The following is a 26,445-nucleotide window of genomic DNA, read 5'->3' as shown; positions in this document are numbered from 1 at the left end:
CCTTTTTGAAAACTCTATTCCAGGAGGTGGTGACGGTATGGGATATGCTTACGGCCAATGTACTTGGGGAGTCGCAGCCCGTATCAACCAACTGGGTCTAAAACTCAAAGGTAAAAATGGTGAGAAGATTCCAATTATCAGTACCATGGGCAATGGCCAAGATTGGGTGCGTACAGCCGCAAGTCTCGGTGGAGAGACAGGGACAAGTCCACAAGCTGGAGCTATTCTTTCCTTTGCGGGAGGAGGACATGGCACACCAACAGAATACGGTCATGTGGCTTTCGTCGAAAAAGTCTACCCAGATGGCTCATTCCTTATCTCAGAAACCAACTATAATGGCAATCCAAACTACACCTTCCGTAAATTATCTGGAGTGGATAGTAGCTTGAGTTTTGCTTATACGACGAAATAAAAAAGGATATGCTAACAATAATTGAATTTGTTAGCATATTCTTTTTGTTTTATCAAAAATATTGCATTTTATTATACAATTTGATAAAATGCAAATATAATGATAAAAAGGAGCGAAAAATGGACTTTGCCAAAATTAATAATGTTATGAGAGCTTTTCATTTTGAAGCTCAAATACAGCAAATAGACCTAGATCTTCCAATCATTTTTCAAAAGCGCTATGAATTTTCTACATTGACTGTAAAAAATAAGGTTTTCCTTTTGGTTAAAGAAAAAAGACCAGGGAGCTTAGATAATTTTGTTAAACAAGCTCAAGCTATTCAAAAGCAGGTTGATAAAGATGTGATTTTAGTTTTTAATAAACTGTCAGATGAACAGAAGAAGAAATTATTACAAATTGGTGCCTCTTATATTGATTATCAAGAAAATACATTTATTCCACAAATAGGATTTCTATTTTCTAAAGCAAGTGAAAAATTTGAACCAAGTGATCCCTTATCACCTACAGAACAAATGCTACTAATTGCCTTGTTACTGCATACTCCTGATTTAATCATTGATTTAGTTGAAATCAGCCTGATAACACGTCTATCTATTCCTAGTTTGTATCGCTATTTAAAAGCCTTTAAAGCACGAGGGTGGCTTCATAACAAACAGAAAACTTATCAATTTGCGAAACCTAAACAAATGATTTTTGAAGAAGTTAAATCATTAATCAAAGATCCAATTAGAGAGGTTTTAGTGATTAGTGATAAAGATTTTCAACAGTTGTACAATGAAGGGGCATTAAAAATGACCTATTTACAAGCATTATCACAATTTAGTATGCTTGCAGATTCAGAAAACTATGGAAGCTATGCTATTTCTAAGAAAAGATATAAGCGTATTGAAAAGGAGATTCAGCAAAACATCTTTCAAGGTCATCGTCTTGAAATTTGGAATTATGAGCCAGTACCTTTTGATTACATCAAAAATAATTGGTTTGAAAATGGAGATGTTATATTAGTTGATCCAATTTCGCTCTATCTAACTTTGAAAGATGTAGAGGATCCTAGAATTGAAGAAGAGGTAGAAATGTTAGAAGATAAGATAATAAACATACTAGGAGAGAAAAATGCCAGCTAATTTAAAACCTATTTTTCAAGAAATGTTTCGTGATTATCAAGATTACTATGTCCTAATTGGTGGAACCGCAACCTCTATCGTATTGGATGTGAATGGTTTTGAAAGTCGAACTACGAAAGACTATGATATGGTCATCATTGATGAGTCAAAAAATATAGACTTTTATAATACTTTAATTAGATTTTTGGAGTTTGGTGAGTATCAAGGTAGTCAAAAAGATAATAAAGCCCAACTTTTTCGTTTTACAACCAGGAAACCTGGTTTTCCAGAAATGATTGAACTATTTAGTGTTCTGCCAGAATTTCCACTAAAAAAGATGAGTAGAGAAACTCCTGTTCATTTTGATGAGGATGCGAGTTTATCTGCCCTGCTATTAGATAAGGATTATTATCAGTTACTGGTTAAGGAACGCGAAGTGATAGATGGTTATTCAGTATTGAGTACTAAAGGATTGATTGTATTTAAGGCCAAGGCTTGGCTTGATATGAAGAATCGTTCCAAGAATGGTGAACATGGTCTTACTAAAAAAATAAAGAAACACTTGAATGATGTGACTCGTCTATCAGCCTTACTTCGTGAAGAAGAGTCTTTATCAGATTTGGAAGTCTCTGAAAGTGTTAAACAAGACATGGCTCAATTCGTCTCACTACTATCTTTAGAAATAGAGTCAATTCCACAGAATTCAGATCTTATTCTTTCAAAAGAAGAGGTTTTTGACATTTTACGAAGCTTTTTAACGAGATAGGTAATTACAAAATTTAACTATAACGAGTGAAAACTTGAATATTCATTACTTTGTCACCCAATTTTATGGGTGGCTTTTTTCTTTCCCCTGAACTGATTGTGATAACAAAATCAAGCCTTCTTTTTTATGATGGTATTGAACTTGGGCTACGAGCTGTACAAAAAAGAGAGTTTCTCCTAGAACGGAAAGTTCTTCGTCAAAACTCCTATTTTTGTCGTGCTCGTTTAACGCCCTCGTATCTAATAAAGAGTGACAGTTTGTTGCTACATAAAAAAGAAAAGAAGGACTATTTATGACCAAAACATGTAATCATCACTTTCTTGTCAATCAGGAAAAAGGCGAGAAACACGTCTTTCGCAAGAGTAAAAAATATCGTACTTTATGTTCCGTTGCCCTTGGAACTATGGTGACGGCTGTTGTTGCTTGGGGAGGAACGGTTGCATCTGCTGATGAAGTCACATCATCAGTTGACACCACCATCCAACGAACGGAGAATCCAGCCACAAATTTACCAGAAGCACAGCCAAACCCTTTATCTGAACAAACTGAAAGTTTAGCGTTAACTGGACAATCTAATGGAGCGATTGCAGTCACCGTACCACATGATACGGTAACACAAGCAGTTGAAGAGGCAAAGGCTGAAGGTGTTTCTACGGTTGAAGATAGCCCAATGGATTTGGGAAATACAACTTCTGCGACAGAAACCAAGCAACAAATTTCAAAAGCAGAAGCAGATGCCCAAAACCAAATTGAGGCTATCAATGAAGTTACTGAAACCTACAAAGCTGACAAAGCAGCTTATGAGGATGAAAAAGTCCGAATTGAACAGGAAAATAAGGAGCTGTCAAAGGCCTACGAAGGGGCCAACCAAACTGGTAAAGAGACAAATGCTTGGGTTGATACCAAAGTCAATGACCTAAAAACTCGGTATGCAGATGCTGATGTGACAGTAAAAGAACAAGTAGTTTCAGCAGGGAATGGGACATCTGTACTTGACTATACAAACTATGGCAAGACTGTTGAAACCATTCAAACAACAAACGAACAAGCAGTAGCGGATTATCTAACGAAGAAAACCAAGGCAGATGATATTGTTGCGAAAAACCAAGCCATTCAAAAAGAAAATGAAGCTGGACTTGCTAAGGCAAAAGCAGATAACGAAGCCATTGAAAAGCGGAATCAGGCAGGTCAAGCAGCTGTTGATGCTGAAAACCGTGCAGGTCAAGCCGCAGTAGATCAAGCTAATAAGGAGAAACAACAATTCGTTTCAGATCGAGCAGCCGAGATTGAAGCCATTACTAAACGTAATAAAGAAAAAGAAGCCGCAGCCAGAAAAGAGAATGAAGCGATTGATGCCTATAATGCCAAAGAATTGGAACGCTATCAACGTGACTTGGCCGAGATTTCAAAAGGTGAAGAAGGTTATATTTCTGAAGCCCTTGCTCAAGCCCTCAATCTCAATAACGGTGAGCCACAAGCACAACATGGAGCAATTACCCGAAATCCTAATCAAATCATTTCAACTGGCGATGCCATGCTGGGTGGCTACTCAAGAATATTGGATTCAACAGGATTCTTTGTCTATGATAGCTTCAAAACAGGTGAGACCCTTAGTTTTAACTATCAAAATCTTCAACATGCACGATTTGATGGTAAAAAGATTAGTCGAGTGACTTACGATATTACCAACCTTGTATCGCCAGCTGGAACCGATGCTGTGAAACTAGTTGTGCCAAATGATCCTACCGAAGGCTTCATTGCCTATCGAAATGATGGAAATGGTGACTGGCGAACAGACAAGATGGAGTTTCGTGTAGTTGCTAAGTATTTCTTGGAAGACGGTTCACAAGTTACCTTCTCCAAAGAAAAGCCAGGAGTCTTCACACACTCTTCCCTCAATCATAATGACATTGGTTTAGAATATGTTAAAGATTCATCTGGGAAATTTGTGCCGATTAATGGTTCAACCGTTCAAGTGACTAATGAAGGTCTAGCACGTTCTTTGGGTTCCAACCGTGCAAGTGATTTGAATTTACCTGAGGAATGGGATACCACATCAAGTCGTTATGCTTATAAAGGAGCTATTGTCTCAACAGTTACATCAGGCAATACCTACACAGTCACCTTTGGGCAAGGTGATATGCCACAGAATGTAGGCTTGTCATACTGGTTCGCCTTAAATACCCTACCAGTTGCACGTACAGTGACACCTTATAGTCCCAAACCTCATGTAACTGTGGAACTTGAACCCATTCCAGAACCTATTACGGTAACACCAGATGTCTTTACTCCTAAAACATTTACACCAGAAAAGCCTGTAACCTTCACGCCAAAGCCTTTGGATGAAGTAGTGCAGCCTAGTCTGACCTTGACCAAGGTAACCTTACCTGTTAATCCTACTCCAAAAGAACTTCCAACGCCACCACAAGTTCCGACTGTCCATTATCATGCGTACCATTTGACGACAACTCCAGAGATTATGAAAGAAGTGGTCAATAGCGACCAAGCTAATCTTCATGAGAAAACTGTCGCAAAAGATTCAACGGTGATTTATCCCTTAACAGTTGATGCCTTATCGCCCAATCGTGCCCAAACGACTAGTCTCATTTTTGAGGACTACTTGCCTGCTGGTTACCTATTTGATAAGGAAACAACACAAAAAGAGAATGGAAACTATATCCTTAGCTTTGATGAGACTAAGAATTTTGTGACCTTGACCGCAAAGGAAAACTTGTTGCAGGAGGTAAATAAAGATTTAACCAAGGTTTATCAACTGACCGCTCCAAAAGTCTATGGTTCTGTTCAAAATGATGGGGCAACCTATTCCAATAGTTACAAACTCCTTTTGAACAAGGGCACAACCAATGCTTACACAGTCACTTCAAATGTTGTAACGGTTCGTACACCAGGTGATGGGGAGACAACCACACTCATTACACCAGATAAAAACAATGAAAATGCGGATGGTGTCCTCATTAATGACACGGTCGTAGCCCTTGGTACAACCAACCACTATCGTTTGACTTGGGATTTGGACCAGTATAAGGGAGATCGTTCTGCTAAAGAGACAATTGCACGAGGCTTCTTCTTTGTGGACGATTACCCAGAGGAAGTGCTTGATGTAGTGGAAAATGGGACGGCTGTTACAACCCTTGACGGTCAGAAGGTATCAGGAATTACGGTTAAAAACTATGCCTCCCTAAATGAAGCCCCTAAAGACCTTCAAGATAAATTAGCTCGTGCTAAGATTACACCAACAGGTGCCTTTCAAGTCTTTTTGCCGGATGACAACCAAGCCTTTTATGACCAGTATGTTCAAACAGGAACTTCTTTAGCTCTTTTGACCAAAATGACGGTGAAAGATAGTCTCTATGGTCAGACAAAGACCTATACAAACAAGGCTTATCAAGTTGATTTCGGCAATGGCTATGAAACCAAGGAAGTGACCAACACCCTTGTTTCTCCAGAACCCAAGAAACAAAACCTAAACAAGGATAAAGTGGATATCAACGGGAAGCCCATGCTAGTGGGAAGTCAAAATCACTATACTCTCTCATGGGACTTGGACCAATACCGAGGGATTAAAGCAGACAACTCTCAGATTGCACAAGGTTTTTACTTTGTGGATGATTATCCAGAAGAAGCTTTATTGCCGGATGAAGCAGCTATTCAGTTTGTCACATCTGATGGTAAAACAGTTTCAGGAATCATGGTGAAGGCTTATTCTCGATTATCAGAAGCTCCTAAATCTTTACAAGAAGCCCTTTCTAAACAAAAACTTCAGCCTAAAGGAGCTTTTCAAGTTTTCATGCCTGAGGACCCACAAGTCTTTTTTGAATCTTATGTGACCAAGGGGGAGAATATTACCATTGTCACTCCGATGACGGTTTTGGAAACCATGCTTAATTCAGGGAAGTCTTATGAAAACGTGGCCTATCAGGTGGATTTTGGCCAAGCTTATGAAACCAACACGGTGATCAATTTTGTCCCTAAAGTAACTCCACATAAGTCTAATACCAACCAAGAAGGTATTTCAATTGATGGAAAGACTGTTCTTCCGAATACGGTCAATTATTACAAAATTGTCTTGGATTACAGTCAATACAAGGACATGGTCGTGACGGATGATGTTCTTGCCAAGGGATTTTACATGGTAGACGATTACCCAGAAGAAGCCCTTACCCTAAATCCTGATGGCATTCAAGTTTTGGATAAGGCTGGCAATCGTGTATCTGGTATCTCTGTCAGCACCTACGCTAGTTTGTCAGAAGCTCCGAAAGTTGTTCAAGATGCCATGGCTAAACGTCAGTTTACACCTAAAGGAGCCATTCAAGTTCTTAGTAGCGATGATCCAAAAGCCTTTTATGATACCTATGTGAAGACTGGTCAAACCTTAGTTGTCACGCTTCCGATGACGGTAAAAAATGAGTTGACCAAAACAGGTGGTCAGTATGAAAATACAGCCTATCAGATTGATTTTGGCTTGGCCTATGTCACGGAAACAGTGGTCAATAATGTTCCCAAACTAGACCCACAAAAAGATGTGGTGATTAACTTGTCTCATAAAGATGCCAGCCTTGACGGGAAAGAAGTGGCCTTGCATCAAACCTTTAACTATCGCTTGGTTGGAGCATTGATTCCAAGCAATCGTGCGACTGATTTATTTGAATATAGTTTTGAAGATAACTATGATGAAAAGCATGATGAGTACAATGGTGTTTATCGCAGCTATCTGATGACGGATGTCATCCTCAAAGACGGTTCTGTCTTAAAAGAAGGAACGGAGGTTACGAAATATACCTTGCAACAGGTAGATACAGAAAATGGCCTAGTGTCAATTTCATTTGATAAATCCTTCTTAGAGACTATCTCTGATGATTCAGCCTTTCAGGCAGATGTTTACCTGCAGATGAAACGGATTGCGACTGGTCAGGTGGAGAATACCTATCTCCATACAGTGAATGGCTATGTCATCAGCTCAAATACAGTTGTAACACATACACCTCGACCTGAAGAACCAAGTCCAAATCAACCCACCCCACCTCAACCACCAATTGAGACTATAGAACCACCTGTTCCAGCTAGCGTTTTGCCAAATACAGGGGAACAGGAATCCCTTTTGGGCTTGATTGGAGCTGGTATTCTACTTGGTACGGCTTATGGCCTGAAGAAAAAGGAGGAGAAGTAGATGAATAATCCAAAAACTATTTATGAAAAGGATTCAGACCAAGATGGTTTGACAGATGCTCAGGAACTAGCTTTCGGAACCAATCCGCAGTCTGTTGACACAGATGGTGATGGTCAAGCTGATTTAGAAGAACTACAATCTGGACATTCACCACTAGTCCCACAAAAGGAGTTGTGTGATGGCTTGGAACTTTGACACCATGAAAGAGGCTTTGTCTGAAATGGGGAAGGTCGATTACCAAGAGTTTATCAAAGCCTTTCTCTCTTTGGAATTAAGTATTTCTGATAGAACAATCCTCGATCAGGTTTTTCAAGATTATATGGATGAAGATGACCTATCCTTGATTAGTGATGAGCTACGAGTTAAAGTGGATAGTTATCAGGATGAAGTACAGGCAGATATGACTGACATTCTGGAAAAGCTGTACCGAACAGGTGAAGGATCTAGTTTTATTATGGATTTAATGTCCTCAAATAGTCTTTCAGACACCTTGGAACAGTATGAGGTTTTGGATAGTGACGATTATTCACCACTTAGCCTTGAAACCTTACAGGCCATGATTCAACAGGACTTGGCTATTTCCAGTCAGGATTATTTTGGAGATTTGGTTCACCTTGCCTTGCAAAAAGATTTACTAGACCAGAAAAGTCATTTCTTACAACACTATGTGGCAACTGTAATGGAAGGTATTCCACAAGAAAGAGACCAACGAGCCTTGGTCCTAGATTAACGCAAAGGGCTGAGAAACACTCTCAGCCTTTTTGAAAGTACGACGGGCATATCGTACATCTGAGGTGAAAGTCCTCCGTGGGCACCCGCTACCGGTGAACCCAATAGCGACTCCCAAGCCTGACTATCGTGAGGTAGCGGGGAGAGGAAGGGATAGCGAAATCGTGGCACTACGAACAGAAACGTGATACAAAGGCGTATTTAGCGGATAAGGTGGCTTTCAACACTAAAGTCCAAAAAGGTAGTCGTAACCTATTTGCGTAAATCACGAGTGTAAACGAGGAAAGATGTACGACTTATCCCGTGAGGTCTCATGGGCGTCGATAAGACGTAGTAACAACGAACCATGAGAAGTCAGCCAAAGCCATAGTAGTGATGAAGTTTCTGTAATGGAAACGGAGCGAAGGGCTGAACAATTAACCGAAGTATACCTACTTCGATTGTGTCTGTAAAGAATGGTCTGATAGAACTGGAGGCAGTCACGTAATGACTAGAAGAAAGTTCGCCAATATAAGACATCCTACAGACACCGAAACAAGAAAGGAGTACGCACATGTCACAGTTACTAGATAATATCCTATCACGTTCAAATATGTTGGATGCTTACAATCAAGTTAGAGCCAATAAAGGTTCAGCAGGAATTGACGGCGTAACTATTGACGAAATAGATGACTATCTCCGCAAACACTGGCGGTCAACTAAAGAACTCATAAAGCAGAGAAAGTACAAACCACAGCCCGTTTTACGAGTTGAAATTCCTAAACCTAACGGCGAAGTTCGCCAGCTTGGCATCCCAACGGTCATGGATAGAATGATACAACAAGCTATTGTCCAAGTCATTAGTCCTATTTGTGAACCCTATTTCTCTGATAAGAGCTACGGATTCAGACCCAATCGGTCCTGTGAACATGCCGTTATCCAGTTATTAGAATACCTTAATGACGGTTATGAGTGGATAGTGGACATAGACCTCGAAAAGTTTTTCGATACCGTTCCTCAAGATAGACTGATGTCGCTTGTTCATAACATTATCCAGGATGGGGATACAGAATCTCTGATTCGTAAGTACCTTCATTCAGGTGTAGTCATCAACGGCCAACGGCATAAAACACTAGTTGGAACGCCACAGGGAGGAAACCTATCACCGCTCCTGTCCAATATCATGCTTAATGAGCTAGATAAAGAGTTGGAAAATCGCGGACTTCGCTTTGTTCGCTACGCAGATGACTGCGTCATCACAGTTGGTAGTGAGGCGGCGGCTAAACGTGTGATGCATTCAATTAGTCGTTATATTGAAAAGCGATTAGGTTTGAAAGTCAACATGACCAAGACCAAGATTGTGAGACCGAGCAAATTGAAGTATCTAGGATTTGGGTTCTGGAAATCATCGGGGGGTTGGAAAAGTCGTCCGCATCAGGATAGCGTACAGAGTTTCAAGAGAAAACTCAAGAAACTAACGTCCCGTAAGTGGAGTATTGACTTAGACAGCCGAATTGAGCGACTAAACTGGGTCATCCGAGGTTGGATAAACTACTTTTCTATGACGAACATGAAATCAGCCATGGAAAGCATTGATGAACGACTAAGAACTCGAATAAGAGTTATTATCTGGAAACAATGGAAGAAGAAATCTAGGCGATTATGGGGACTTCTTAAATTAGGAGTGCCGAAGTGGATTGCGGATAAAGTATCTGGCTGGGGAGACCATTATCAATTAGTGGCTCAGAGGTCTGTACTGAAACGTGCCATATCAAAACCAGTCCTCGCTAAACGTGGACTGGTTTCTTGCCTAGACTATTATCTAAAACGACATGCGTTAAAAGTTAGTTGAACCGCCGTGTGCCGAACGGCACGCACGGTGGTGTGAGAGGGACTAGAAATTAGTCCCTACTCGATTGGGAGGGAATAATGAATCAAGAAGTCTTACTACAAATGATGAGAGCCACCATTCCTCGTGATAGAGCCCTGCTTAAGGCATTTTTATATTACCAAGCAGAGCATTTTGATGAGGAGTGGGATAGTCTTATTCGTCAGTTTATGACAAATAGGCAGGGAATCAAAAGATCTGTTCAGGTACTTCACTTTGAGACAGATGTTTCAGCTTTTGTCCAGGCTAGTCCTTATGATACTGCTCATGATCTATTGACCTATACACAAGTATTTGGGCAAACTGGTCTCCAAAAACTTGACAAATTATCGCCGTCTGAAAAAAACTTGGTGATAGAAGTGGCCTTGTTCAATCTTGCCACTCGTTTTCAATTATTAGACTCAAATGGACACTACCAAACTATTTCACCAGATTCTCTATTACAAAAGAGTAGGGGAGCTAATTTGGTCAATGTGTATCGTGTGGCTAATAATTTAGCGGATCGGATTAGCCGAGATATTGAACAGTTTCTCTTGACTTACGAGCCTGAGCTTGAAACAGGAGTTGATGAAACAGTTCTAGAAAATGAAGAAACTGTTGATGAGCACAAAACAAGTGTTCATCAGGCAATATCTTTTAGAGAAGATGGCTCTTTGATTATTGCTAGTTTGGATGTAGATTTGTCTCAACTAGATGTTCAAACAGGAAAAACCAGTCATCTGCCTGCCTATGAAGAGTTATCTTTACGACGTAAATTTGAGATACTAACATATTTTGACCAAATTCGAAATGAATGTTCCAAAGTCCCAAGTTTTAAACGAGGTGATTTTGACACTGAAATGGAAATGACACCAATCTTTGAGGGCAAGGAGTTACTCACCTATTTAGAAGCTGATGGTAGTCCCTATGAGCTGAAACGAACGCTGACCACAGTCGAAGAAAAGGAATTAGAAAAAATTGGACGAGCCATTAGGATAGAAAATCAAGAAAAATTGACTCAGCTAGGGATTGAGCTATCTCAGTTTGAATCAGACCAAGTCGGTATTTTATTGGATGCGGCAGGTCGTTTTCGTTTGAAAAATGCGGACCTTGCTTTACTAGGTGGCTATCCCAAAGCCTCGGTAACTCAACTAGCCCTTGCGACAGAACTACTCCAAATGGGATTGAGTCATGAAAAGGTTGAATTTTTCTTTGGTAGCCAGCTTTCCATTGAAGAGCTGCGACAAGTTGCCTACGCCTTTTTACACCAAGAACTCAGCAGAGAAGATGTGGAGCAATTTGAAAAAGATAAAGGTAATCAGCCAGATTTAACCCTCAGAGATTGGAAAAGCAAGCTAGAGAAAGCTGAGGGAAAAGAAGTAGTTGATGGAGAATTTGCGGAAAATCCACTAGTCCAGAGAGTATTGGACATTTATCCTCTGGGGTCATTGGTTTCCTATAAGGGACAGGACTTTGAGGTCGTGTCGGTCAGCGATGCTCGATTGAACGGTTTGATTCGGATTGAGTTAGTCAATGACTTTTCGGATATCATTGAACAAAATCCAGTTCTTTATTTGAGGACCTGGGAAGAAGTCAGTCAGGCACTTCATCAGCTAAAGTCAGAACAACAAACAGAGTTAGAAGAAGCGGACAAAGAATTAAACCTATTCTCATTTCTGGAAGAGGAGCCAGTTCAGAGTGTTGGACTATTGGAACCAGATGGTTCAGAAAAAGGTCATAACGATACTGATCTTGAAGAATCAGATAGTCAAATTCCTGAAGAGGTAGTCGTCGAAACAATTCCAGAGATTCCAGTAATGGACTTTTATTTTCCAGAAGATATGACGGACTTTTATCCAAAGACTGCTAGAGATAAGGTTGAGACAAACATCGCGGCTATTCGTTTGGTAAAAAATCTAGAAGTAGAGCACCGCAATGCTTTACCAAGTGAACAAGAACTCCTTGCCAAGTATGTAGGCTGGGGTGGACTAGCCAATGAATTTTTTGATGAGTATAATCCAAAATTTTCTAAGGAACGAGAAGAACTGAAAAGCCTAGTCACAGATAAAGAGTATTCGGATATGAAACAGTCCTCCTTGACAGCCTATTACACAGACCCAGCCCTGATCCGTCAGATGTGGGATAAGTTGGAAAGAGCTGGCTTTACAGGTGGCAAAATCCTAGATCCTTCCATGGGAACAGGGAATTTTTTTGGAGCAATGCCCAAACACATAAGAGAAAAGAGTGAGTTATATGGTGTAGAATTAGATACTATTACAGGAGCTATTGCCAAACACCTTCATCCCAATAGTCACATTGAAATTAAGGGCTTTGAGACGGTGGCTTTTAACGACAATAGTTTTGATTTGGTGATTTCAAATGTGCCGTTTGCTAATATCAGGATTGCGGACAGTCGCTATGATAAACCCTATATGATTCATGATTATTTTGTTAAAAAATCCCTTGATTTGGTGCATGATGGTGGGCAAGTGGCTATCATTTCCTCAACAGGAACCATGGACAAACGGACAGAAAACATTCTCCAGGACATTCGTGAGACGTCTGATTTTCTTGGTGGTGTGCGTTTACCAGATAGCGCTTTTAAGGCCATTGCGGGAACGAGTGTCACAACGGATATGTTATTCTTCCAGAAACACCTGAACAAGGAATATGTGGCAGACGACTTAGCCTTTTCAGGTTCTATTCGCTATGAGAAGGATAGTCGCATTTGGCTCAATCCTTACTTTGATGGAGAATACAATAGCCAAGTGCTAGGAACCTACGAGGTCAGAAATTTTAACGGCGGAACACTTTCTGTTAAGGGGACTAGTGATAACTTGATTGCAAGTGTTGAAGCAGCTCTACATCAAGTAAAAGCCCCAAGAGAGATTGATAGAAATGAGGTCATCATTAACCCAGATGTGTTGATCAAACAAGTCATTGATACCTCCATTCCAGCTGAAATGAGGGAGAATCTGGGTCAGTACAGTTTTGGTTACCAGAGTTCTACAGTTTACTATCGAGATAATAAAGGCATTCGAGTCGGAACCAAGACGGAAGAAATCAGTTACTATGTCGATGAAGAGGGCAACTTCAAAGCATGGGACACCAAACATTCTCAAAAGCAGATTGATCGCTTTAATGCCTTAGAAGTGACTGATAGCACAGCTCTAGATGTTTATGTGACCGATGATGCAGCCAAACGTGGTCAGTTTAAGGGTTATTTCAAAAAGACAGTTTTCTATGAAGCTCCTTTGTCTGATAAAGAAGTGGCACGAATCAAAGGAATGGTGGACATTCGCAATGCCTACCAAGAGGTCATTGCCATTCAACGCTATTATGACTATGATAAGGAGACCTTTAACCACTTGTTAGGAAAACTCAATCGTACCTATGATAGTTTTGTCAAACGCTATGGGTATTTGAATAGTGCTGTGAACCGCAATCTTTTTGATAGTGATGATAAGTATTCGCTTCTTGCTAGTTTGGAAGATGAAAGTCTGGATCCAAGTGGAAAGTCTGTTATCTATACTAAGTCCCTTGCCTTTGAGAAGGCTCTAGTGCGTCCTGAAAAAGAGGTTAAAAAGGTACATACTGCCCTTGATGCCTTAAATTCCAGCTTGGCTGACGGACGAGGTGTTGATTTTGCTTATATGATGTCTATCTATCAGGTTGAATCGAAGATGACCTTGATTGAGGAATTAGGCGACCTCATTATGCCTGATCCTGAGAAGTATTTGAATGGGGAGCTGTCCTATGTTTCTCGCCAAGACTTCCTGTCAGGTGATGTCGTTACCAAGTTAGAAGTGGTGGACCTATTCGTCAAACAAGACAATCAAGACTTTAACTGGCCGCATTATGCAGGACTTCTAGAAGCTATCAAACCAGCACGTATTACTTTGGCAGACATTGATTATCGAATCGGTTCACGCTGGATTCCTCTGGCTGTTTATGGAAAATTTGCCCAAGAAACTTTTATGGGGAAAGTCTATGAACTGTCTGACCAAGAAGTAGCGACAGTCCTAGAAGTCAGTCCCATTGACGGAGTTATCACTTACCAATCTAAGTTTGCCTACACCTATTCCAACGCAACGGATAGGAGTTTAGGTGTCCCTGCTTCACGCTATGATAGTGGTCGAAAAATCTTTGAAAATCTCCTGAATTCCAATCAACCAACCATCACAAAACAAGTTGTCGAAGGGGATAAGAAAAAGAATGTGACGGATGTGGAGAAAACAACAGTCCTGCGGGCCAAGGAAACACACCTACAAGAACTCTTTCAAGATTTTGTAGCAAGGTATCCAGAAGTCCAAGAGATGATTGAAGACACCTACAATAGGCTCTACAATCGTACGGTATCAAAGTCCTATGACGGTAGCCATTTAACCATTGATGGACTTGCCCAGAATATTTCCTTACGTCCTCACCAAAAGAATGCCATTCAACGGATTGTGGAGGAGAAACGAGCACTCCTAGCTCATGAAGTCGGTTCAGGTAAAACACTTACCATGCTTGGAGCTGGTTTCAAGTTGAAAGAATTGGGGATGGTGCATAAACCTCTTTATGTGGTGCCGTCTAGTCTGACTGCACAGTTTGGTCAAGAAATCATGAAATTTTTCCCTACCAAGAAAGTCTATGTGACTACTAAGAAAGATTTTGCCAAAGCCAAACGCAAACAGTTCGTCTCACGGATTATCACAGGGGACTATGATGCCATTGTCATTGGAGATTCACAATTTGAGAAAATACCGATGAGTCGAGAGAAGCAGGTCACCTATATCAATGACAAACTCGAACAACTCAGAGAAATCAAGCTAGGAAGTGACAGTGATTATACGGTGAAAGAAGCGGAACGTTCGATTAAGGGATTGGAACACCAGTTGGAAGAACTCCAAAAACTGGAGCGAGATACCTTTATTGAATTTGAAAACCTTGGCATTGATTTTCTCTTTGTGGATGAGGCTCATCATTTCAAGAACATCCGTCCAATCACTGGACTTGGGAATGTAGCGGGTATCACCAATACCACTTCAAAAAAGAACGTGGATATGGAAATGAAAGTGAGACAGGTTCAAGGAGAACACGACTATTGTAATGTGGTCTTTGCGACAGGAACACCAGTCTCTAACTCTATTAGTGAACTCTATACCATGATGAGCTATATCCAACCCGATGTCCTAGAACGATACCAGGTCTCTAATTTTGATTCATGGGTAGGGGCTTTTGGGAATATTGAAAACTCTATGGAACTAGCCCCGACAGGAGATAAGTACCAACCCAAGAAACGGTTCAAGAAATTTGTCAACCTTCCTGAACTCATGCGAATCTACAAGGAAACTGCCGATATTCAGACCTCAGATATGCTCGACTTACCTGTACCTGAAGCTAAGATTATTGCGGTGGAAAGCGAGTTAACGCAAGCTCAGAAATACTACCTTGAAGAGTTGGTTGACCGTTCAGACGCTATCAAGTCAGGCAGTGTTGATCCAAGTCGAGATAACATGCTTAAGATAACAGGTGAAGCCAGAAAACTAGCTATTGATATGCGGTTGATTGACCCTGCTTATACCTTAGCGGATAATCAGAAAATCCTTCAAGTAGTCGATAATGTCGAGCGGATTTACCGTGAAGGAGCTGAATACAAAGCCACTCAGATGATTTTCTCTGATATTGGAACACCTAAAAGTAAGGAAGAAGGCTTTGATGTCTACAATGAACTGAAAGCTTTGCTGGTTGATCGAGGGATTCCAAAAGAAGAAATTGCCTTTGTCCATGATGCCAATACTGATGAGAAGAAAAACTCTCTCTCACGAAAGGTCAATAGCGGAGAAGTACGGATTCTCATGGCTTCGACTGAAAAAGGTGGAACGGGTCTAAACGTGCAATCACGCATGAAAGCTGTCCACCACTTAGATGTTCCCTGGCGTCCCTCAGACATTGTCCAGCGAAATGGTAGATTGATTCGTCAGGGAAACATGCACCAGGAGGTAGATATTTATCACTATATTACTAAAGGGAGCTTCGACAATTACCTCTGGGTGCGACATGAAGTCGCTTAATTGAACTGTCTGGCATGATGACCAGACCAACTATTCCGTTAGTTGAGCCAAGTATCAACTGCATGTTCGCCATGTGGTAAGCTGATACGTAAGGTAGCCCTACTTTAAGGTCGAACCGTGAGGGGAGACCGATACTGCTAGCAACAAAGCGGTTAGGGAGCTAGGCTTGATAGTATGGCTAACAAATGTGAACCACTGTTAAATGTCGTTAAGTTGAACAGGCTAAAGTTGCTGATAAGCCTGAACCAAAAGGTGTGCAGTCGGATAACCCTTTCCATAGTGGGGTTACACGGACAGATGACTGCCGGCAGAGAGGTGGAGCCTAACCTATCATTTTGTTCATTAAGTGGAACATGGTAAGCCTGTATTGTTGCTTCTAGCAAGGCAAATCGTAAGAAATGCTGATAACAGTGCAGGTATAGGAAAATGGAAAAAGCGAATGCCATCTTGTAATGAGATGGATAGAGGTTCAAGATTTGCCTCAACTCGAAAGAGTGCAGACTTCCATTCGGTTTCTAATCACAAGAGAACTTGTAGAATTTTTGAAAGGAGAAAGCAAATGAACAGTAAATTGTGTGCTACTACTAACATAGCTAACAGCTGGGAAAGTATTGACTTTGTGAAAGCTGAAATCTATGTTAAAAAACTACAAATGCGTATTGTGAAAGCGTGGAAGTTGGGTAAATTTAACCGAGTGAAATCACTCCAACATTTACTAACAACTTCATTTTATGCAAGAGCCTTGGCAGTGAAACGTGTCACTGAAAACCAAGGCAAAAAGACAAGTGGCGTTGATAAAGAGCTATGGTTAACTCCTAATGCTAAATATCAAGCAATCAAGAAATTAAAGGTTAGGGGCTATTGTCCAAAACCACTAAGACGGATTTATATTCCTAAGAAAAACGGTAAGAAAAGACCTCTTAGTATTCCAACGATGACAGATAGAGCAATGCAGACATTATTTAAGTTCGCTCTAGAACCTATTGCAGAAACAACAGCAGACCCAAATTCTTATGGCTTTAGACCCAAAAGAAGTACTCAGGATGCGATTGAACAATGTTTCTCAGCTTTGAGTAAGCAAAAATCTGCTAAGTGGGTTTTAGAAGGTGACATTAAAGGCTGTTTTGATAATATCAGTCATGAGTGGATAATGAAACACATTCCAATGAACAAGACAATACTTGGAAAATGGTTGAAAAGTGGTTATATCGAAAATCGAAAGTTATTTCCAACAGAGTTTGGAAGTCCTCAAGGTTCACCAATCTCACCAATCATTTCAAATATGGTACTAGATGGTATTGAGAGAAAACTTTCAACAACATTTAGAAAGAAAAAGGTTAATGGTAAGGTCTATGCACCAAAAATTAATTTTGTTAGGTATGCGGATGACTTTATTGTTACTGGTGTCAGTAAGGAACTATTGGAAAATGAGGTTAAACCAGTCATAATTGAGTTCTTGAAAGAACGTGGTTTGGAGTTATCTGAAGAAAAAACGTTGATAACTCATATCACGGATGGCTTTGATTTTCTGGGCGTAAACATTAGAATGTACGACGGAAAATTACTAACCAAACCTTCCAAAAAGAATTACGAAAGTATTGTTTCGAAAATCAGGGATATTATCAAAAACAACCCGTCGATGAAACAGGAGCTGTTAATCCGTAAGTTAAATCCTATTATCATAGGTTGGGTTAACTACCAAAAGCACAACGTTTCATCAGAAGCATTTCAAAGACTTGATTTTGATATCTATCAATGTCTATGGCAGTGGTGTGTCCGAAGACATCCTAAAAAGGGGAGAAAGTGGGTTGCTAATAAATATTTCCATACTTTTGGTAGCCGTAGTTGGATTTTTAGTGTTCCAACTGCTGATACAATGGAAAATGGCGAACCATTCTATCTTCGCTTGAAATATGCTTCTGATACTGATATTCGCCGACATATTAAAATTAAGGCGGAAGCAAACCCATTTGATGAACAATGGCAACTGTATTTTGAGGAACGTCAAGAAAAGCAAATGCGACAAGAACTAAAAGGAAGACGTGTGATTAACGGACTATATTATAAACAAAAAGGGATTTGTCCAGTTTGCGAATTGAAAATCACCAAGGAAACAGATTTCCGAGTTCATCAAACAGTGAAAGACCATAAACCAATAAAAACATTGGTACACCCTACTTGTCATAAAAATATAAAAGAAAACACGCTGGTTCTCTAACGAGGACTTATAGAAGCTTGAGCCGTGTGAGGGGAAACTCTCATGCACGGTTCTTAGAGGGGAAAGAGGTCGTGAGACCTCTGACCTACTCGACCAGACACAGGAGAATAAGCTAAAGTATATCACTCAGATTATGACCTCAAAAGATCCTGTGAGATCAGCTGAAGACATTGATGAACAAACCATGACCGCTTCTGACTTCAAAGCTCTAGCGACAGGTAACCCCTATCTCAAACTGAAAATGGAATTGGAAAATGAACTGACGGTGTTAGAAAATCAAAAACGAGCTTTTAATCGCTCAAAAGATGAATACCGCCACACAATTTCCTATTGCGAGAAGCACCTCCCTATTATGGAAAAACGGTTGAGTCAATATGATAAAGATATTGCCCAATCTTTGGCAACCAAGTCGCAAGATTTTGTCATGCGATTTGACAATCAAGCAATGGATAATCGTGCTGAAGCTGGGGACTATCTGCGAAAACTCATCACCTATAACCGCTCAGAGACCAAGGAAGTCAGGACACTTGCCAGCTTTAGAGGATTTGATTTAAAAATGACTACACGAGGTGCTAGTGAGCCCTTACCAGAAACCATTTCTTTAATGATTGTAGGTGATAACCAGTATACTGTCGCCCTTGATTTGAAATCAGACGTGGGAACCATTCAACGGATCAGTAATGCCATTGACCATATTATAGATGACCAAGAAAAGACGCAAGAGCTGGTAAAGGATTTAAAAGATAAGCTACGAGTAGCCAAAGTAGAAGTTGATAAAGTCTTTCCAAAGGAAGAGGACTATCAGCTTGTAAAGGCTAAGTATGATGTTTTAGCTCCCTTGGTTGAAAAAGAAGCAGAGATTGAAGAGATAGATGCAGCTTTGGCCAAGTTTAGTGAAGATACAACACCCCAAAAGAAGCAACAAATAGCACTTGAGATATAAGAAAAAAGGCTGACAAATAATTTTGAACGCGGTAAAATGAAGTCAAGAAATCACAAAAGGAGAATAGATCATGACCCAAACACTAGAAGAAATGCGTTATCAACTAGAAGAATGGTTGTCACAAGGCTTTACGAGTTCAGAAGATAGGGCAACCTACCAAACTTTAAAGGAACAGTATGAAGATGAGACCTTTGATTACAGTTTTTCAAGGCGTGAAATTACTGGGCAGCTGGAACTCATCATCACAAGTCGTGAGAATGATTTTCCTAGCTTAGATGAGGTGACAAAGACGGAATACCTTGATTTGGTTGTCCAACTAGATGATTTAGACAAGAGACAGGCTGACTACTATCGCAAGCAATTAGCCTAGAAAGAGGTGTAAGATGTTGGAGCAAATTCTACAAAGCCTTTTGATTATCGCAGCAATAGGACTGATGTTGTTTGTCCTTTATCGGATTGTGAAAGTTTCAGGTGCTTTATTTCTTATCGGACTCATCAGTGGATTAGTCTTTATTGAAATCTATGGAGTTTACCTCTTCTTTACTGAGAGATACCTCTATTCAGAAGATTTAGCAACTAATGGAGTTTGGAGTTTTACAGGATTTTTTATTGCTTTGAATCTATTTCTCGTTTTAAGCTTTATTATAAAGTGGTGGAGAAATAGAATAGTTTAACACGGAGGATTACCGATTGGTAGTCCTTTTTCTTGTGATAAATTTTCCAAGATAATCTTGTTATGATTTGGCTATCACTAATAAAGGAGTAAGCCATGTTAAATAAAGTGAAAGCTCGATTTCTGATTGGAGTAGGAGGTTTAATCGCAGTCAGTTTTATGGTCATGATTGGCTATACGATTGGCTCACAATCCGTTTCAAAACAAACTGAGCACCAAATACGAGCAGAAGCCAATAAACTTGTGACAAAGGAAAAGCAGGAGGAAAGAGCGACAGTCCTATCAGATGAGCTTGTCAAAGAATTTCTCACACAATATTTCACCAAGGTCCAACTAGGAGAAAATAACACTCGTATCAAGCCCTACATGACGGACTCGGCATTTTCAGAAGAGGAAACAAATCAGAATAAAGCGATTAATCAAGTTTATAAAGATTATATGCTTGACTACCGATTTGAATCAGCCAGTATATTTGTCAATACAGAAAGCAATGTTGCACTTGCGGAAGTTTCCTATCAAGTGACCTATGTTTCTGATTTGAGTGAGCAACAACAGCGAACTACTCAGACAGAAACCAAGACGGTTATGTTATCCTACTCCAAAGTTTCCGACAAGCTCCTGGTTAATCAGTTGACCATTTGGAATGGGAAACTGGAGGACATGAAAGAAGCAACAGATGGAGCCAATTCCAGCATACCAACGATCCAAGGAACTACAACAAGTGAGAACAACTAGCAGGAGACATTCTTCTGCTTTTTTTATAGGGAGACAAGATGACACGAATTAAAGCAGTAAAACAAAAGGCCATTTTAAATGTGGCTGAAAGTCTGGGTTATTCCTTCAGACGTTTATCAGGACACATTTATGAACACCCAGACCATGATTCCTTTCGGATTTTTGCGGATACCAATACTTTCAAATGGTTTTCAAGAGATATACAAGGGGATGTGATAGACTTTGTTCAATTAGTGGCAGGCGTTACTTTCAAAGAGGCTGTATCCTATCTTGAAACTGGGGATTTTGAACAAGCTAAGTTGATAGAAGAAACTTATCAACCGTTTCAATATTATTTGCATGAAGAACCCTTTCAGCAAGCACGTATTTACTTAAAAGACATCCGTGGCCTAAGTGATCAGACTATCAATACCTTTGGTAGACAAGGATTGCTTGCTCAAGCTACTTATCAATCGGATCCCGTATTAGTGTTAAAAAGCTATGACCACAACGGGACCTTACAGGCCGCAAGCCTTCAAGGTCTCGTCAAAAATGAAGAAAAACACGATCGAGGTTATCTCAAAAAAATCATGAAAGGATCTCATGGCTATGTCGGTATTAGTTTCGATATTGGGAATCCTAAGCGACTCATTTTTTGTGAATCCGTTATCGATATGATGAGTTATTATCAGCTTCACCAAAAGCAATTATCCGATGTTCGCCTGATTTCAATGGAAGGCTTAAAACTTTCAGTGATTGCTTATCAGACCTTGCGTCTAGCAGCAGAGGAACAGGGGAAATTGGCATTTCTAGATACAGTAAAACCAAGCAGACTTAGTCATTATCTTCAGGCAATACAAGAGACGACAACCTTTTTTCAAACTCATTCAAACGTCATAACAATGGCTGTTGATAACGATGAAGCAGGAAGAGAATTTTTTCAGAAACTGTCAGATAAAGGACTTCCAATCACCAAAGATTTACCACCATTGCAGGGACTTGAAACAAAGTCAGATTGGAATGATATTGTGAAACAACAGAAAGAAATATCCTTAAGCAATCTTATTCAGTCAGCCCATATACAAGCCATTAAGAATCATCCTCCACCAAAACGAGAGCGTGCTATGGAATTGTGATAACAAAATCAAGTCCACTATCATAATCTAGAAAGTGACAAGGAGGACACCCTATGAGTGCGATTGAACGTCTGGCTGAAAAAGTAGCTAGACAAGAAGAAAAAGTCTCACGTGAGACTGAGAAATTGGAACACTATCGTGACCAACTACAAACTGCAATGTATAGCACCTTTATTAAACGGCAACAATCTAGTCAGTTGTCATTTCATGAAGCACTAGAGCAAGCCTTTGGTAAAGAAACCACACTATACCCAGATTACAGAAATGAGGATACAGAATGAGTAAAACATGGAATTTTGATCAGTCACTAGATGATGTGAAACCAACATCCTCCCATGAAGAACGAGCTAAAATCGCAGCACTTTTCCATAAACAGGATGAAAAACCAATTGAAGAAGTAGATTATTTGGCTGCTTTTGAACAGAAACAAAAGGAGTCAAAATCTAAAGAGGTACAGACTCCCGAATCAAAAGTTAAACAAAGTCAGCCGAAGAAAGTAAATATCACAAGTGACTACAAACAGCACTTGGCAGACACCATTGCACAAAACAACAAGGATATTTCCGCCTGTCAGAAGCAAATTGAAGAACTTCATCAATTGATTGATGAAAAGAAAATCCAAAATAAAAAGTTACAGGCTATTTCAGTAGCCATTGATGATCTATAAGTCAGGTAGTCCTATGCGGGCTACCTTTTTACAATGTAAGGAGAAGATAATGAAATTTTTTCAAAAGAAAACCCAGAATCAGGACCGATTTAAACGACTGATTCATCGACTATCAGAGATGTCAGATACTGAACTAACCAAAGTAGAACAACTCCTAAATGTGGTTTTTGATACAAGTTTCAGGTCTAGTGAGAGAGTAGAAATATCTCGAAACGATATAACTACTGAGGAACAAAGTCTTGATAAGTCGATTCAGGAAGCGAAAAATAAACTGAATACTGAGCAGTTGGAGAAGCGAATAGAGCAGTTTAAGCAATCGAAGAAACCTAAAAACGGATAACGCACCATATTTGGTGCGTTATCCGTTTTTTATGGTATAATGAAAGCAAATATGAGGAGGTCTTTATCTATGATTGGAGACAATATTAAATCACTACGCCGAACACACGATTTAACACAGCCAGAATTTGCGAAAATGGTCGGGATTTCACGCAATAGCCTGAGTCGCTACGAAAATGGAACCAGCACCGTTTCAACAGAACTCATTGACCGCATTTGTCAGAAATTTAACGTTTCTTATGTCGATATTGTAGGGGAGGATAAGATGCTAACACCTGTTGAAGATTACCAACTGACTTTAAAAGTAGAAGTGATAAAAGAACGTGGAGCAGCCATTTTATCGCAGCTCTATCGATATCAAGATAGTCAGGATATTGCTTTTGATGATGAATCAAATCCTTGGATTTTGATGAGTGATGATTTGGCTGAATTGATCAATACAAAGATTTACCTTGTCGATACCTTCGATGAAATTGAGCGTTACAATGGCTATTTAGACGGTATCGAGCGGATGTTAGATATGGTACATCATCGGGTGGTGGCATAATGAGATTGGAAGAATTCAGTGAGGCTGAGTTTCAGAAGGCCTTGCAACGAACCATTCGGGCCTTAACCCGAGGAAAGTCGATTCCAGATAAACCGAAAGCTATCTTGCTTGGTGGACAAAGCGGAGCAGGTAAGACAACGATACATCGTATCAAGCAAAAGGAATTTCAAGGTAATATCATTATCATCGATGGTGACAGCTACCGTTCTCAGCATCCCAATTACTTAGTCCTGCAAGAAAAGTATGGCAAGGATAGCGTGGACTATACCAAGGGATTTGCAGGAAAAATGGTAGAGCATCTGGTTGACGAACTCAGCACGCAAGGCTACCATTTGCTGATTGAAGGGACTTTGCGTACCACTCAAGTTCCTCGTCAGACTGCTCAATTATTAGCTTCTAAAGGTTACCAAGTTTCTTTAGCTGTAATTGGTACCAAACCAGAGCTTTCTTATCTCAGCACCTTGATTCGTTACGAAGAGCTTTATGCCATTGATCCGACCCAGGCCAGAGCAACACCAAAAGAACACCACGATGGGATTGTTGAGAACTTGGTTGGTAACCTAAAGGAGTTAGAAACCGATAAGATCTTTGACCAGATTCAGATTTATCAAAGAGATAGAACTTGTATCTACGATTCTGAAACTGATGAAGGCTCCGTGGCAGAAGTGTTACAAGAATGCCTCTTTGGAAAATGGAGTAAAGTCGAGGAAGAGATGATGAAGGTGGGGAAAGAGCGGTTGAGAGAGTTGAAAGAGCGTAGGAATTCTTAGTGTAAGGAGATTTAATGCAAGAATACAAAGAATGGTGGGAGCAAACCCGAGAAGGCAGTGAGTTAAATTTCTTAAATTCACAATTCAGTAAAAATTTTTCAGAGGAGTTGGTTAATTTTGAATTAAGACCGCTGTTTTATAAATTTTTTCAAAATAAACAACTAAAACATTGGAATAGAGAAGGTTTTGAATTTCTGAATTCAAAGATTTATCAATTGGAAAGTCAGTTGGGGCTGGAAAAATTTATCACTATATTCTTAAATAACCTCGATTTATGGATTTCTATGTATGAACAGCTACTAGACATAGAAGAAAGAATAAATCTTATGGAGTTATTCAATGGTAGTGAGGAACTACGAGTAAAGCTATTTGCAGTTAGCTTGTATAACGACTTGCTAAATTCAGCTTATAGTAACGGTCTTAAACTAATTATCAAATTTTACAGTGAAATACTAGGTAAAAATCAAGACCAAAAAACTTTAACTCCTCAGATTGAATATCTTAGGAAACGTACCTATAACCTAATTACAGATATTTCAGATTCGGATATTCGTAACGCTATATCTCATGGAGGAATCAGATACAATAATAATACTTTAGCCTTTCATTTCACCCAAGGAAGTAGCCCAGGGCAAAAAGAAATTTCAACATTTCAGTTTATAACGGATATCAAAGAAATCTTTGATATTACTAGTAGTATGTGTTTATCTTGGTTATACTATTGGAGCCAGAATGTTTCCCTAGACAAATTACAAAATTTTAATAACTTATCTAAAACATCAATTAAGTTTATTGATAAACTATTTTTATCAACACTTTTATTTGAGTGCAAACAAATTGATTCTTTAATTCCAATGTACGCTAAGGATAGTAAGCAATATAATCTTGAATTTCAACATGATAATTTAGATATAAATTCAAGATATTTTCTTGGAGTATATTCAGCTAAAAATTTTTTAAAAATGAAAAATATCGGACCAGGAAATTATATTCATATCTCTTTTCAATCGTCTAGATCGATGAATTCATTTTTTAATATTTCCACGAAACAAATTATAGCTTTTTCTAACGGGGAAATAGAATTTGAAGAGGTTGTTAGAGCAGTTATTCCAGATTCTATGATGTGGGAAATTAATACTGAAGAAAGGAATGAGATAGAAGATAATTTTCGATTCTATCCTGATATAAATGGTGAGGCGTACACTATCTCTGAAATTACTGATATCAGTTTAGAGAATGTAAAGCGTTTTTCGGCAGTTTTTGTTTTGAGTAAAACAGTAACAAAGTTCCAAATAAAAAAATTGATAAAAGAAGCGATTGAGCAAATTTCTAGTATTGAAAATTATGGTTTTGCTAGTAACAAAGTTAAGTATGGCAAAATGTCTGCTGACATTGTTTACTTAACTGTGTATCACAATCAATTAAGAAGAAACAAAAAGAGAGAATTATTTCCAGAAAATGATAATTTTATCTGTTATGTACAATATGACAGGAATAAAAAGTTTCCAATTCGTAATAACCTAATAGATCCGTCTTTAAAAAAGAATAGAGAGGGGTGTTTGGAATTTAATTGGAATCCAAATTATAAGGGATTGTAGTTACCTTTTCCTTTGAATAGTAAACTTAAGAAACATTGAGAGCTCAGGCTCTCTTTTTCTTACCCTCATTTTTCATGTTGTGATACCTTTTCCAAATCACCTCTATTATCCTAATATCATTCCTAAGAAAATCAATCCATGATTTTTCACAGGGGGTTTGGGGGCGAAGCCACCAAGTTATCCTATCGTTAGCTGTCAAAACTGGAAGGTTTTAATCAACTGACGATATGATTTTTGGGATATTGTGGACACAATATCTGAGCTCGCAAAGACCGAACAAGGAAGGAGTGAGGTCTTTCGAGGAGCGACTCACAATATCAGGTTGCCTCACATTGTGAGACAATGCCTGATTTGAAAGGATGGATAGAATGAAACAGGATATTAGGCTCGTTAGAAAGCAGTTTAGAATGACGAGAAAAGAAGAAAAACAGATAAAAGAGATGATGAAAGACCAGCAGATAGAGAGTTTTTCAGAATTTCTTCGTCATAACCTCTTTAAAACTGATGACGATGATAAAAGTATTGAGATGTGGTTTTCCCTATGGAAATCACAAAAGTTAGAACAGATTAGCCGTGATTTATATGAGGTACTAGTCATCGCTAAGCAAGATCATCAAGTGACTCAAGAACATGTTTCAATCTTATTGACCTGTGTTCAGGAATTGATTGTGGAAGTAAGTCAATCACATTCTCTAAGCCAATCATTTCGTGACAAGTATATGAGATAAGAGGTTAGT

Annotated in this window: 20 protein-coding genes and 1 pseudogene; all 21 read left to right on the top strand. The window is 39.3% G+C overall.

The window, feature by feature from the left end; translation table 11 throughout:
* Positions 1–412, top strand: a 412-nt coding sequence (locus ACHUFA_RS08920) for a CHAP domain-containing protein (protein ID WP_394405617.1), incomplete at its 5' end; no start/stop codon positions are given.
* Between the two features lie 119 nt (positions 413–531).
* A complete protein-coding gene (locus ACHUFA_RS08915) occupies positions 532–1,536 on the top strand; it encodes a hypothetical protein (protein ID WP_014636947.1) in 1,005 nt (334 codons plus the stop codon).
* A pseudogene (locus ACHUFA_RS08910) lies at positions 1,526–1,990 on the top strand (hypothetical protein); the annotation flags it as partial. The gene ACHUFA_RS08915 and the pseudogene ACHUFA_RS08910, both read left to right, overlap by 11 nt.
* A 583-nt stretch (positions 1,991–2,573) precedes the next feature.
* Entirely contained in the window at positions 2,574–7,469 is a 4,896-nt protein-coding gene (locus tag ACHUFA_RS08905) for an SspB-related isopeptide-forming adhesin (protein WP_394405614.1), read from the top strand.
* On the top strand, positions 7,470–7,664 hold the full coding sequence (locus ACHUFA_RS08900) for a calcium-binding protein (RefSeq protein WP_024392280.1): 195 nt from the start codon (positions 7,470–7,472) through the stop codon (positions 7,662–7,664).
* Positions 7,648–8,199 (top strand): hypothetical protein, encoded by a 552-nt coding sequence (locus tag ACHUFA_RS08895; protein ID WP_024392279.1) that lies wholly within the window; start codon positions 7,648–7,650, stop codon positions 8,197–8,199. The genes ACHUFA_RS08900 and ACHUFA_RS08895 overlap by 17 nt, the downstream gene beginning before the upstream one ends.
* Before the next feature lie 552 nt (positions 8,200–8,751).
* Entirely contained in the window at positions 8,752–10,029 is a 1,278-nt protein-coding gene (gene ltrA, locus ACHUFA_RS08890) for a group II intron reverse transcriptase/maturase (RefSeq protein WP_172041084.1), read from the top strand.
* Positions 10,030–10,106: 77 nt separating this feature from the next.
* Positions 10,107–16,103: a DEAD/DEAH box helicase family protein gene (locus ACHUFA_RS08885; RefSeq protein WP_394405612.1), complete on the top strand. Its 5,997-nt coding sequence runs from the start codon at positions 10,107–10,109 to the stop codon at positions 16,101–16,103.
* Between the two features lie 559 nt (positions 16,104–16,662).
* The gene (gene ltrA, locus ACHUFA_RS08880) at positions 16,663–18,321 is read left to right on the top strand and encodes a group II intron reverse transcriptase/maturase (protein ID WP_394405610.1); all 1,659 of its coding nucleotides are present in this window, start codon (positions 16,663–16,665) and stop codon (positions 18,319–18,321) included.
* A gap of 133 nt (positions 18,322–18,454) precedes the next feature.
* Positions 18,455–19,264 (top strand): helicase SNF2, encoded by an 810-nt coding sequence (locus ACHUFA_RS08875; protein ID WP_489686319.1) that lies wholly within the window; start codon positions 18,455–18,457, stop codon positions 19,262–19,264.
* A 70-nt stretch (positions 19,265–19,334) separates the two neighbouring features.
* Positions 19,335–19,634: a DUF5962 family protein gene (locus ACHUFA_RS08870; protein WP_043028692.1), complete on the top strand. Its 300-nt coding sequence runs from the start codon at positions 19,335–19,337 to the stop codon at positions 19,632–19,634.
* A gap of 13 nt (positions 19,635–19,647) precedes the next feature.
* A complete protein-coding gene (locus ACHUFA_RS08865; protein WP_002935084.1) occupies positions 19,648–19,938 on the top strand; it encodes a DUF5966 family protein in 291 nt (96 codons plus the stop codon).
* A 95-nt stretch (positions 19,939–20,033) separates the two neighbouring features.
* The gene (locus tag ACHUFA_RS08860) at positions 20,034–20,672 is read left to right on the top strand and encodes a hypothetical protein (protein WP_043028693.1); all 639 of its coding nucleotides are present in this window, start codon (positions 20,034–20,036) and stop codon (positions 20,670–20,672) included.
* A gap of 38 nt (positions 20,673–20,710) precedes the next feature.
* Positions 20,711–21,787, top strand: coding sequence for a toprim domain-containing protein (locus ACHUFA_RS08855; protein ID WP_043028694.1), 1,077 nt, complete (start codon positions 20,711–20,713; stop codon positions 21,785–21,787).
* A 53-nt stretch (positions 21,788–21,840) separates the two neighbouring features.
* A complete protein-coding gene (locus ACHUFA_RS08850) occupies positions 21,841–22,068 on the top strand; it encodes a DUF5965 family protein (RefSeq protein ID WP_394405607.1) in 228 nt (75 codons plus the stop codon).
* The gene (locus ACHUFA_RS08845) at positions 22,065–22,454 is read left to right on the top strand and encodes a DUF5945 family protein (RefSeq protein WP_002943340.1); all 390 of its coding nucleotides are present in this window, start codon (positions 22,065–22,067) and stop codon (positions 22,452–22,454) included. The genes ACHUFA_RS08850 and ACHUFA_RS08845 overlap by 4 nt, the downstream gene beginning before the upstream one ends.
* Before the next feature lie 49 nt (positions 22,455–22,503).
* On the top strand, positions 22,504–22,794 hold the full coding sequence (locus tag ACHUFA_RS08840) for a hypothetical protein (protein WP_047210223.1): 291 nt from the start codon (positions 22,504–22,506) through the stop codon (positions 22,792–22,794).
* Positions 22,795–22,863: 69 nt separating this feature from the next.
* Positions 22,864–23,340 carry a type II toxin-antitoxin system antitoxin PezA gene (gene pezA / locus ACHUFA_RS08835; RefSeq protein WP_002935067.1) on the top strand — a complete coding sequence of 159 codons (477 nt, stop codon included), beginning with the start codon at positions 22,864–22,866 and terminating at the stop codon, positions 23,338–23,340.
* Positions 23,340–24,110, top strand: a complete 771-nt coding sequence (gene pezT / locus ACHUFA_RS08830; RefSeq protein ID WP_320879075.1) for a type II toxin-antitoxin system toxin PezT — start codon at positions 23,340–23,342, stop codon at positions 24,108–24,110. Before pezA ends, pezT begins: the two co-directional genes overlap by 1 nt.
* Positions 24,111–24,124: 14 nt before the next feature.
* Positions 24,125–25,708, top strand: a complete 1,584-nt coding sequence (locus tag ACHUFA_RS08825; RefSeq protein WP_052771882.1) for a hypothetical protein — start codon at positions 24,125–24,127, stop codon at positions 25,706–25,708.
* Positions 25,709–26,076: 368 nt separating this feature from the next.
* A complete protein-coding gene (locus ACHUFA_RS08820; RefSeq protein WP_047210220.1) occupies positions 26,077–26,436 on the top strand; it encodes an SAG1252 family conjugative relaxosome accessory protein in 360 nt (119 codons plus the stop codon).
* Positions 26,437–26,445: the final 9 nt, after the last annotated feature.

The sequence above is a fragment of the Streptococcus hepaticus genome (assembly GCF_043656315.1).
In the GTDB taxonomy this organism is placed as follows: domain Bacteria; phylum Bacillota; class Bacilli; order Lactobacillales; family Streptococcaceae; genus Streptococcus; species Streptococcus hepaticus.
Note: the sequence above shows the minus strand (reverse complement) of the source record. Positions and strands in the feature narration are given on the sequence as shown.

Excerpts from the sequence above, each read along its gene's own strand:
- ACHUFA_RS08875 (WP_489686319.1), top strand. The coding sequence starts at position 18,455 with ATGACCTCAAAAGATCCTGTGAGATCAGCTGAAGACATTGATGAACAA.
- ACHUFA_RS08860 (WP_043028693.1), top strand. The coding sequence starts at position 20,034 with ATGTTAAATAAAGTGAAAGCTCGATTTCTGATTGGAGTAGGAGGTTTA.
- ACHUFA_RS08865 (WP_002935084.1), top strand. The coding sequence starts at position 19,648 with ATGTTGGAGCAAATTCTACAAAGCCTTTTGATTATCGCAGCAATAGGA.
- ACHUFA_RS08855 (WP_043028694.1), top strand. The coding sequence starts at position 20,711 with ATGACACGAATTAAAGCAGTAAAACAAAAGGCCATTTTAAATGTGGCT.
- ACHUFA_RS08850 (WP_394405607.1), top strand. The coding sequence starts at position 21,841 with ATGAGTGCGATTGAACGTCTGGCTGAAAAAGTAGCTAGACAAGAAGAA.
- ACHUFA_RS08845 (WP_002943340.1), top strand. The coding sequence starts at position 22,065 with ATGAGTAAAACATGGAATTTTGATCAGTCACTAGATGATGTGAAACCA.
- ACHUFA_RS08885 (WP_394405612.1), top strand. The coding sequence starts at position 10,107 with ATGAATCAAGAAGTCTTACTACAAATGATGAGAGCCACCATTCCTCGT.
- ACHUFA_RS08840 (WP_047210223.1), top strand. The coding sequence starts at position 22,504 with ATGAAATTTTTTCAAAAGAAAACCCAGAATCAGGACCGATTTAAACGA.
- ACHUFA_RS08900 (WP_024392280.1), top strand. The coding sequence starts at position 7,470 with ATGAATAATCCAAAAACTATTTATGAAAAGGATTCAGACCAAGATGGT.
- ltrA (WP_172041084.1), top strand. The coding sequence starts at position 8,752 with ATGTCACAGTTACTAGATAATATCCTATCACGTTCAAATATGTTGGAT.
- pezT (WP_320879075.1), top strand. The coding sequence starts at position 23,340 with ATGAGATTGGAAGAATTCAGTGAGGCTGAGTTTCAGAAGGCCTTGCAA.
- ACHUFA_RS08915 (WP_014636947.1), top strand. The coding sequence starts at position 532 with ATGGACTTTGCCAAAATTAATAATGTTATGAGAGCTTTTCATTTTGAA.
- ACHUFA_RS08870 (WP_043028692.1), top strand. The coding sequence starts at position 19,335 with ATGACCCAAACACTAGAAGAAATGCGTTATCAACTAGAAGAATGGTTG.
- ACHUFA_RS08905 (WP_394405614.1), top strand. The coding sequence starts at position 2,574 with ATGACCAAAACATGTAATCATCACTTTCTTGTCAATCAGGAAAAAGGC.
- ACHUFA_RS08895 (WP_024392279.1), top strand. The coding sequence starts at position 7,648 with ATGGCTTGGAACTTTGACACCATGAAAGAGGCTTTGTCTGAAATGGGG.
- ltrA (WP_394405610.1), top strand. The coding sequence starts at position 16,663 with ATGAACAGTAAATTGTGTGCTACTACTAACATAGCTAACAGCTGGGAA.
- pezA (WP_002935067.1), top strand. The coding sequence starts at position 22,864 with ATGATTGGAGACAATATTAAATCACTACGCCGAACACACGATTTAACA.
- ACHUFA_RS08825 (WP_052771882.1), top strand. The coding sequence starts at position 24,125 with ATGCAAGAATACAAAGAATGGTGGGAGCAAACCCGAGAAGGCAGTGAG.
- ACHUFA_RS08820 (WP_047210220.1), top strand. The coding sequence starts at position 26,077 with ATGAAACAGGATATTAGGCTCGTTAGAAAGCAGTTTAGAATGACGAGA.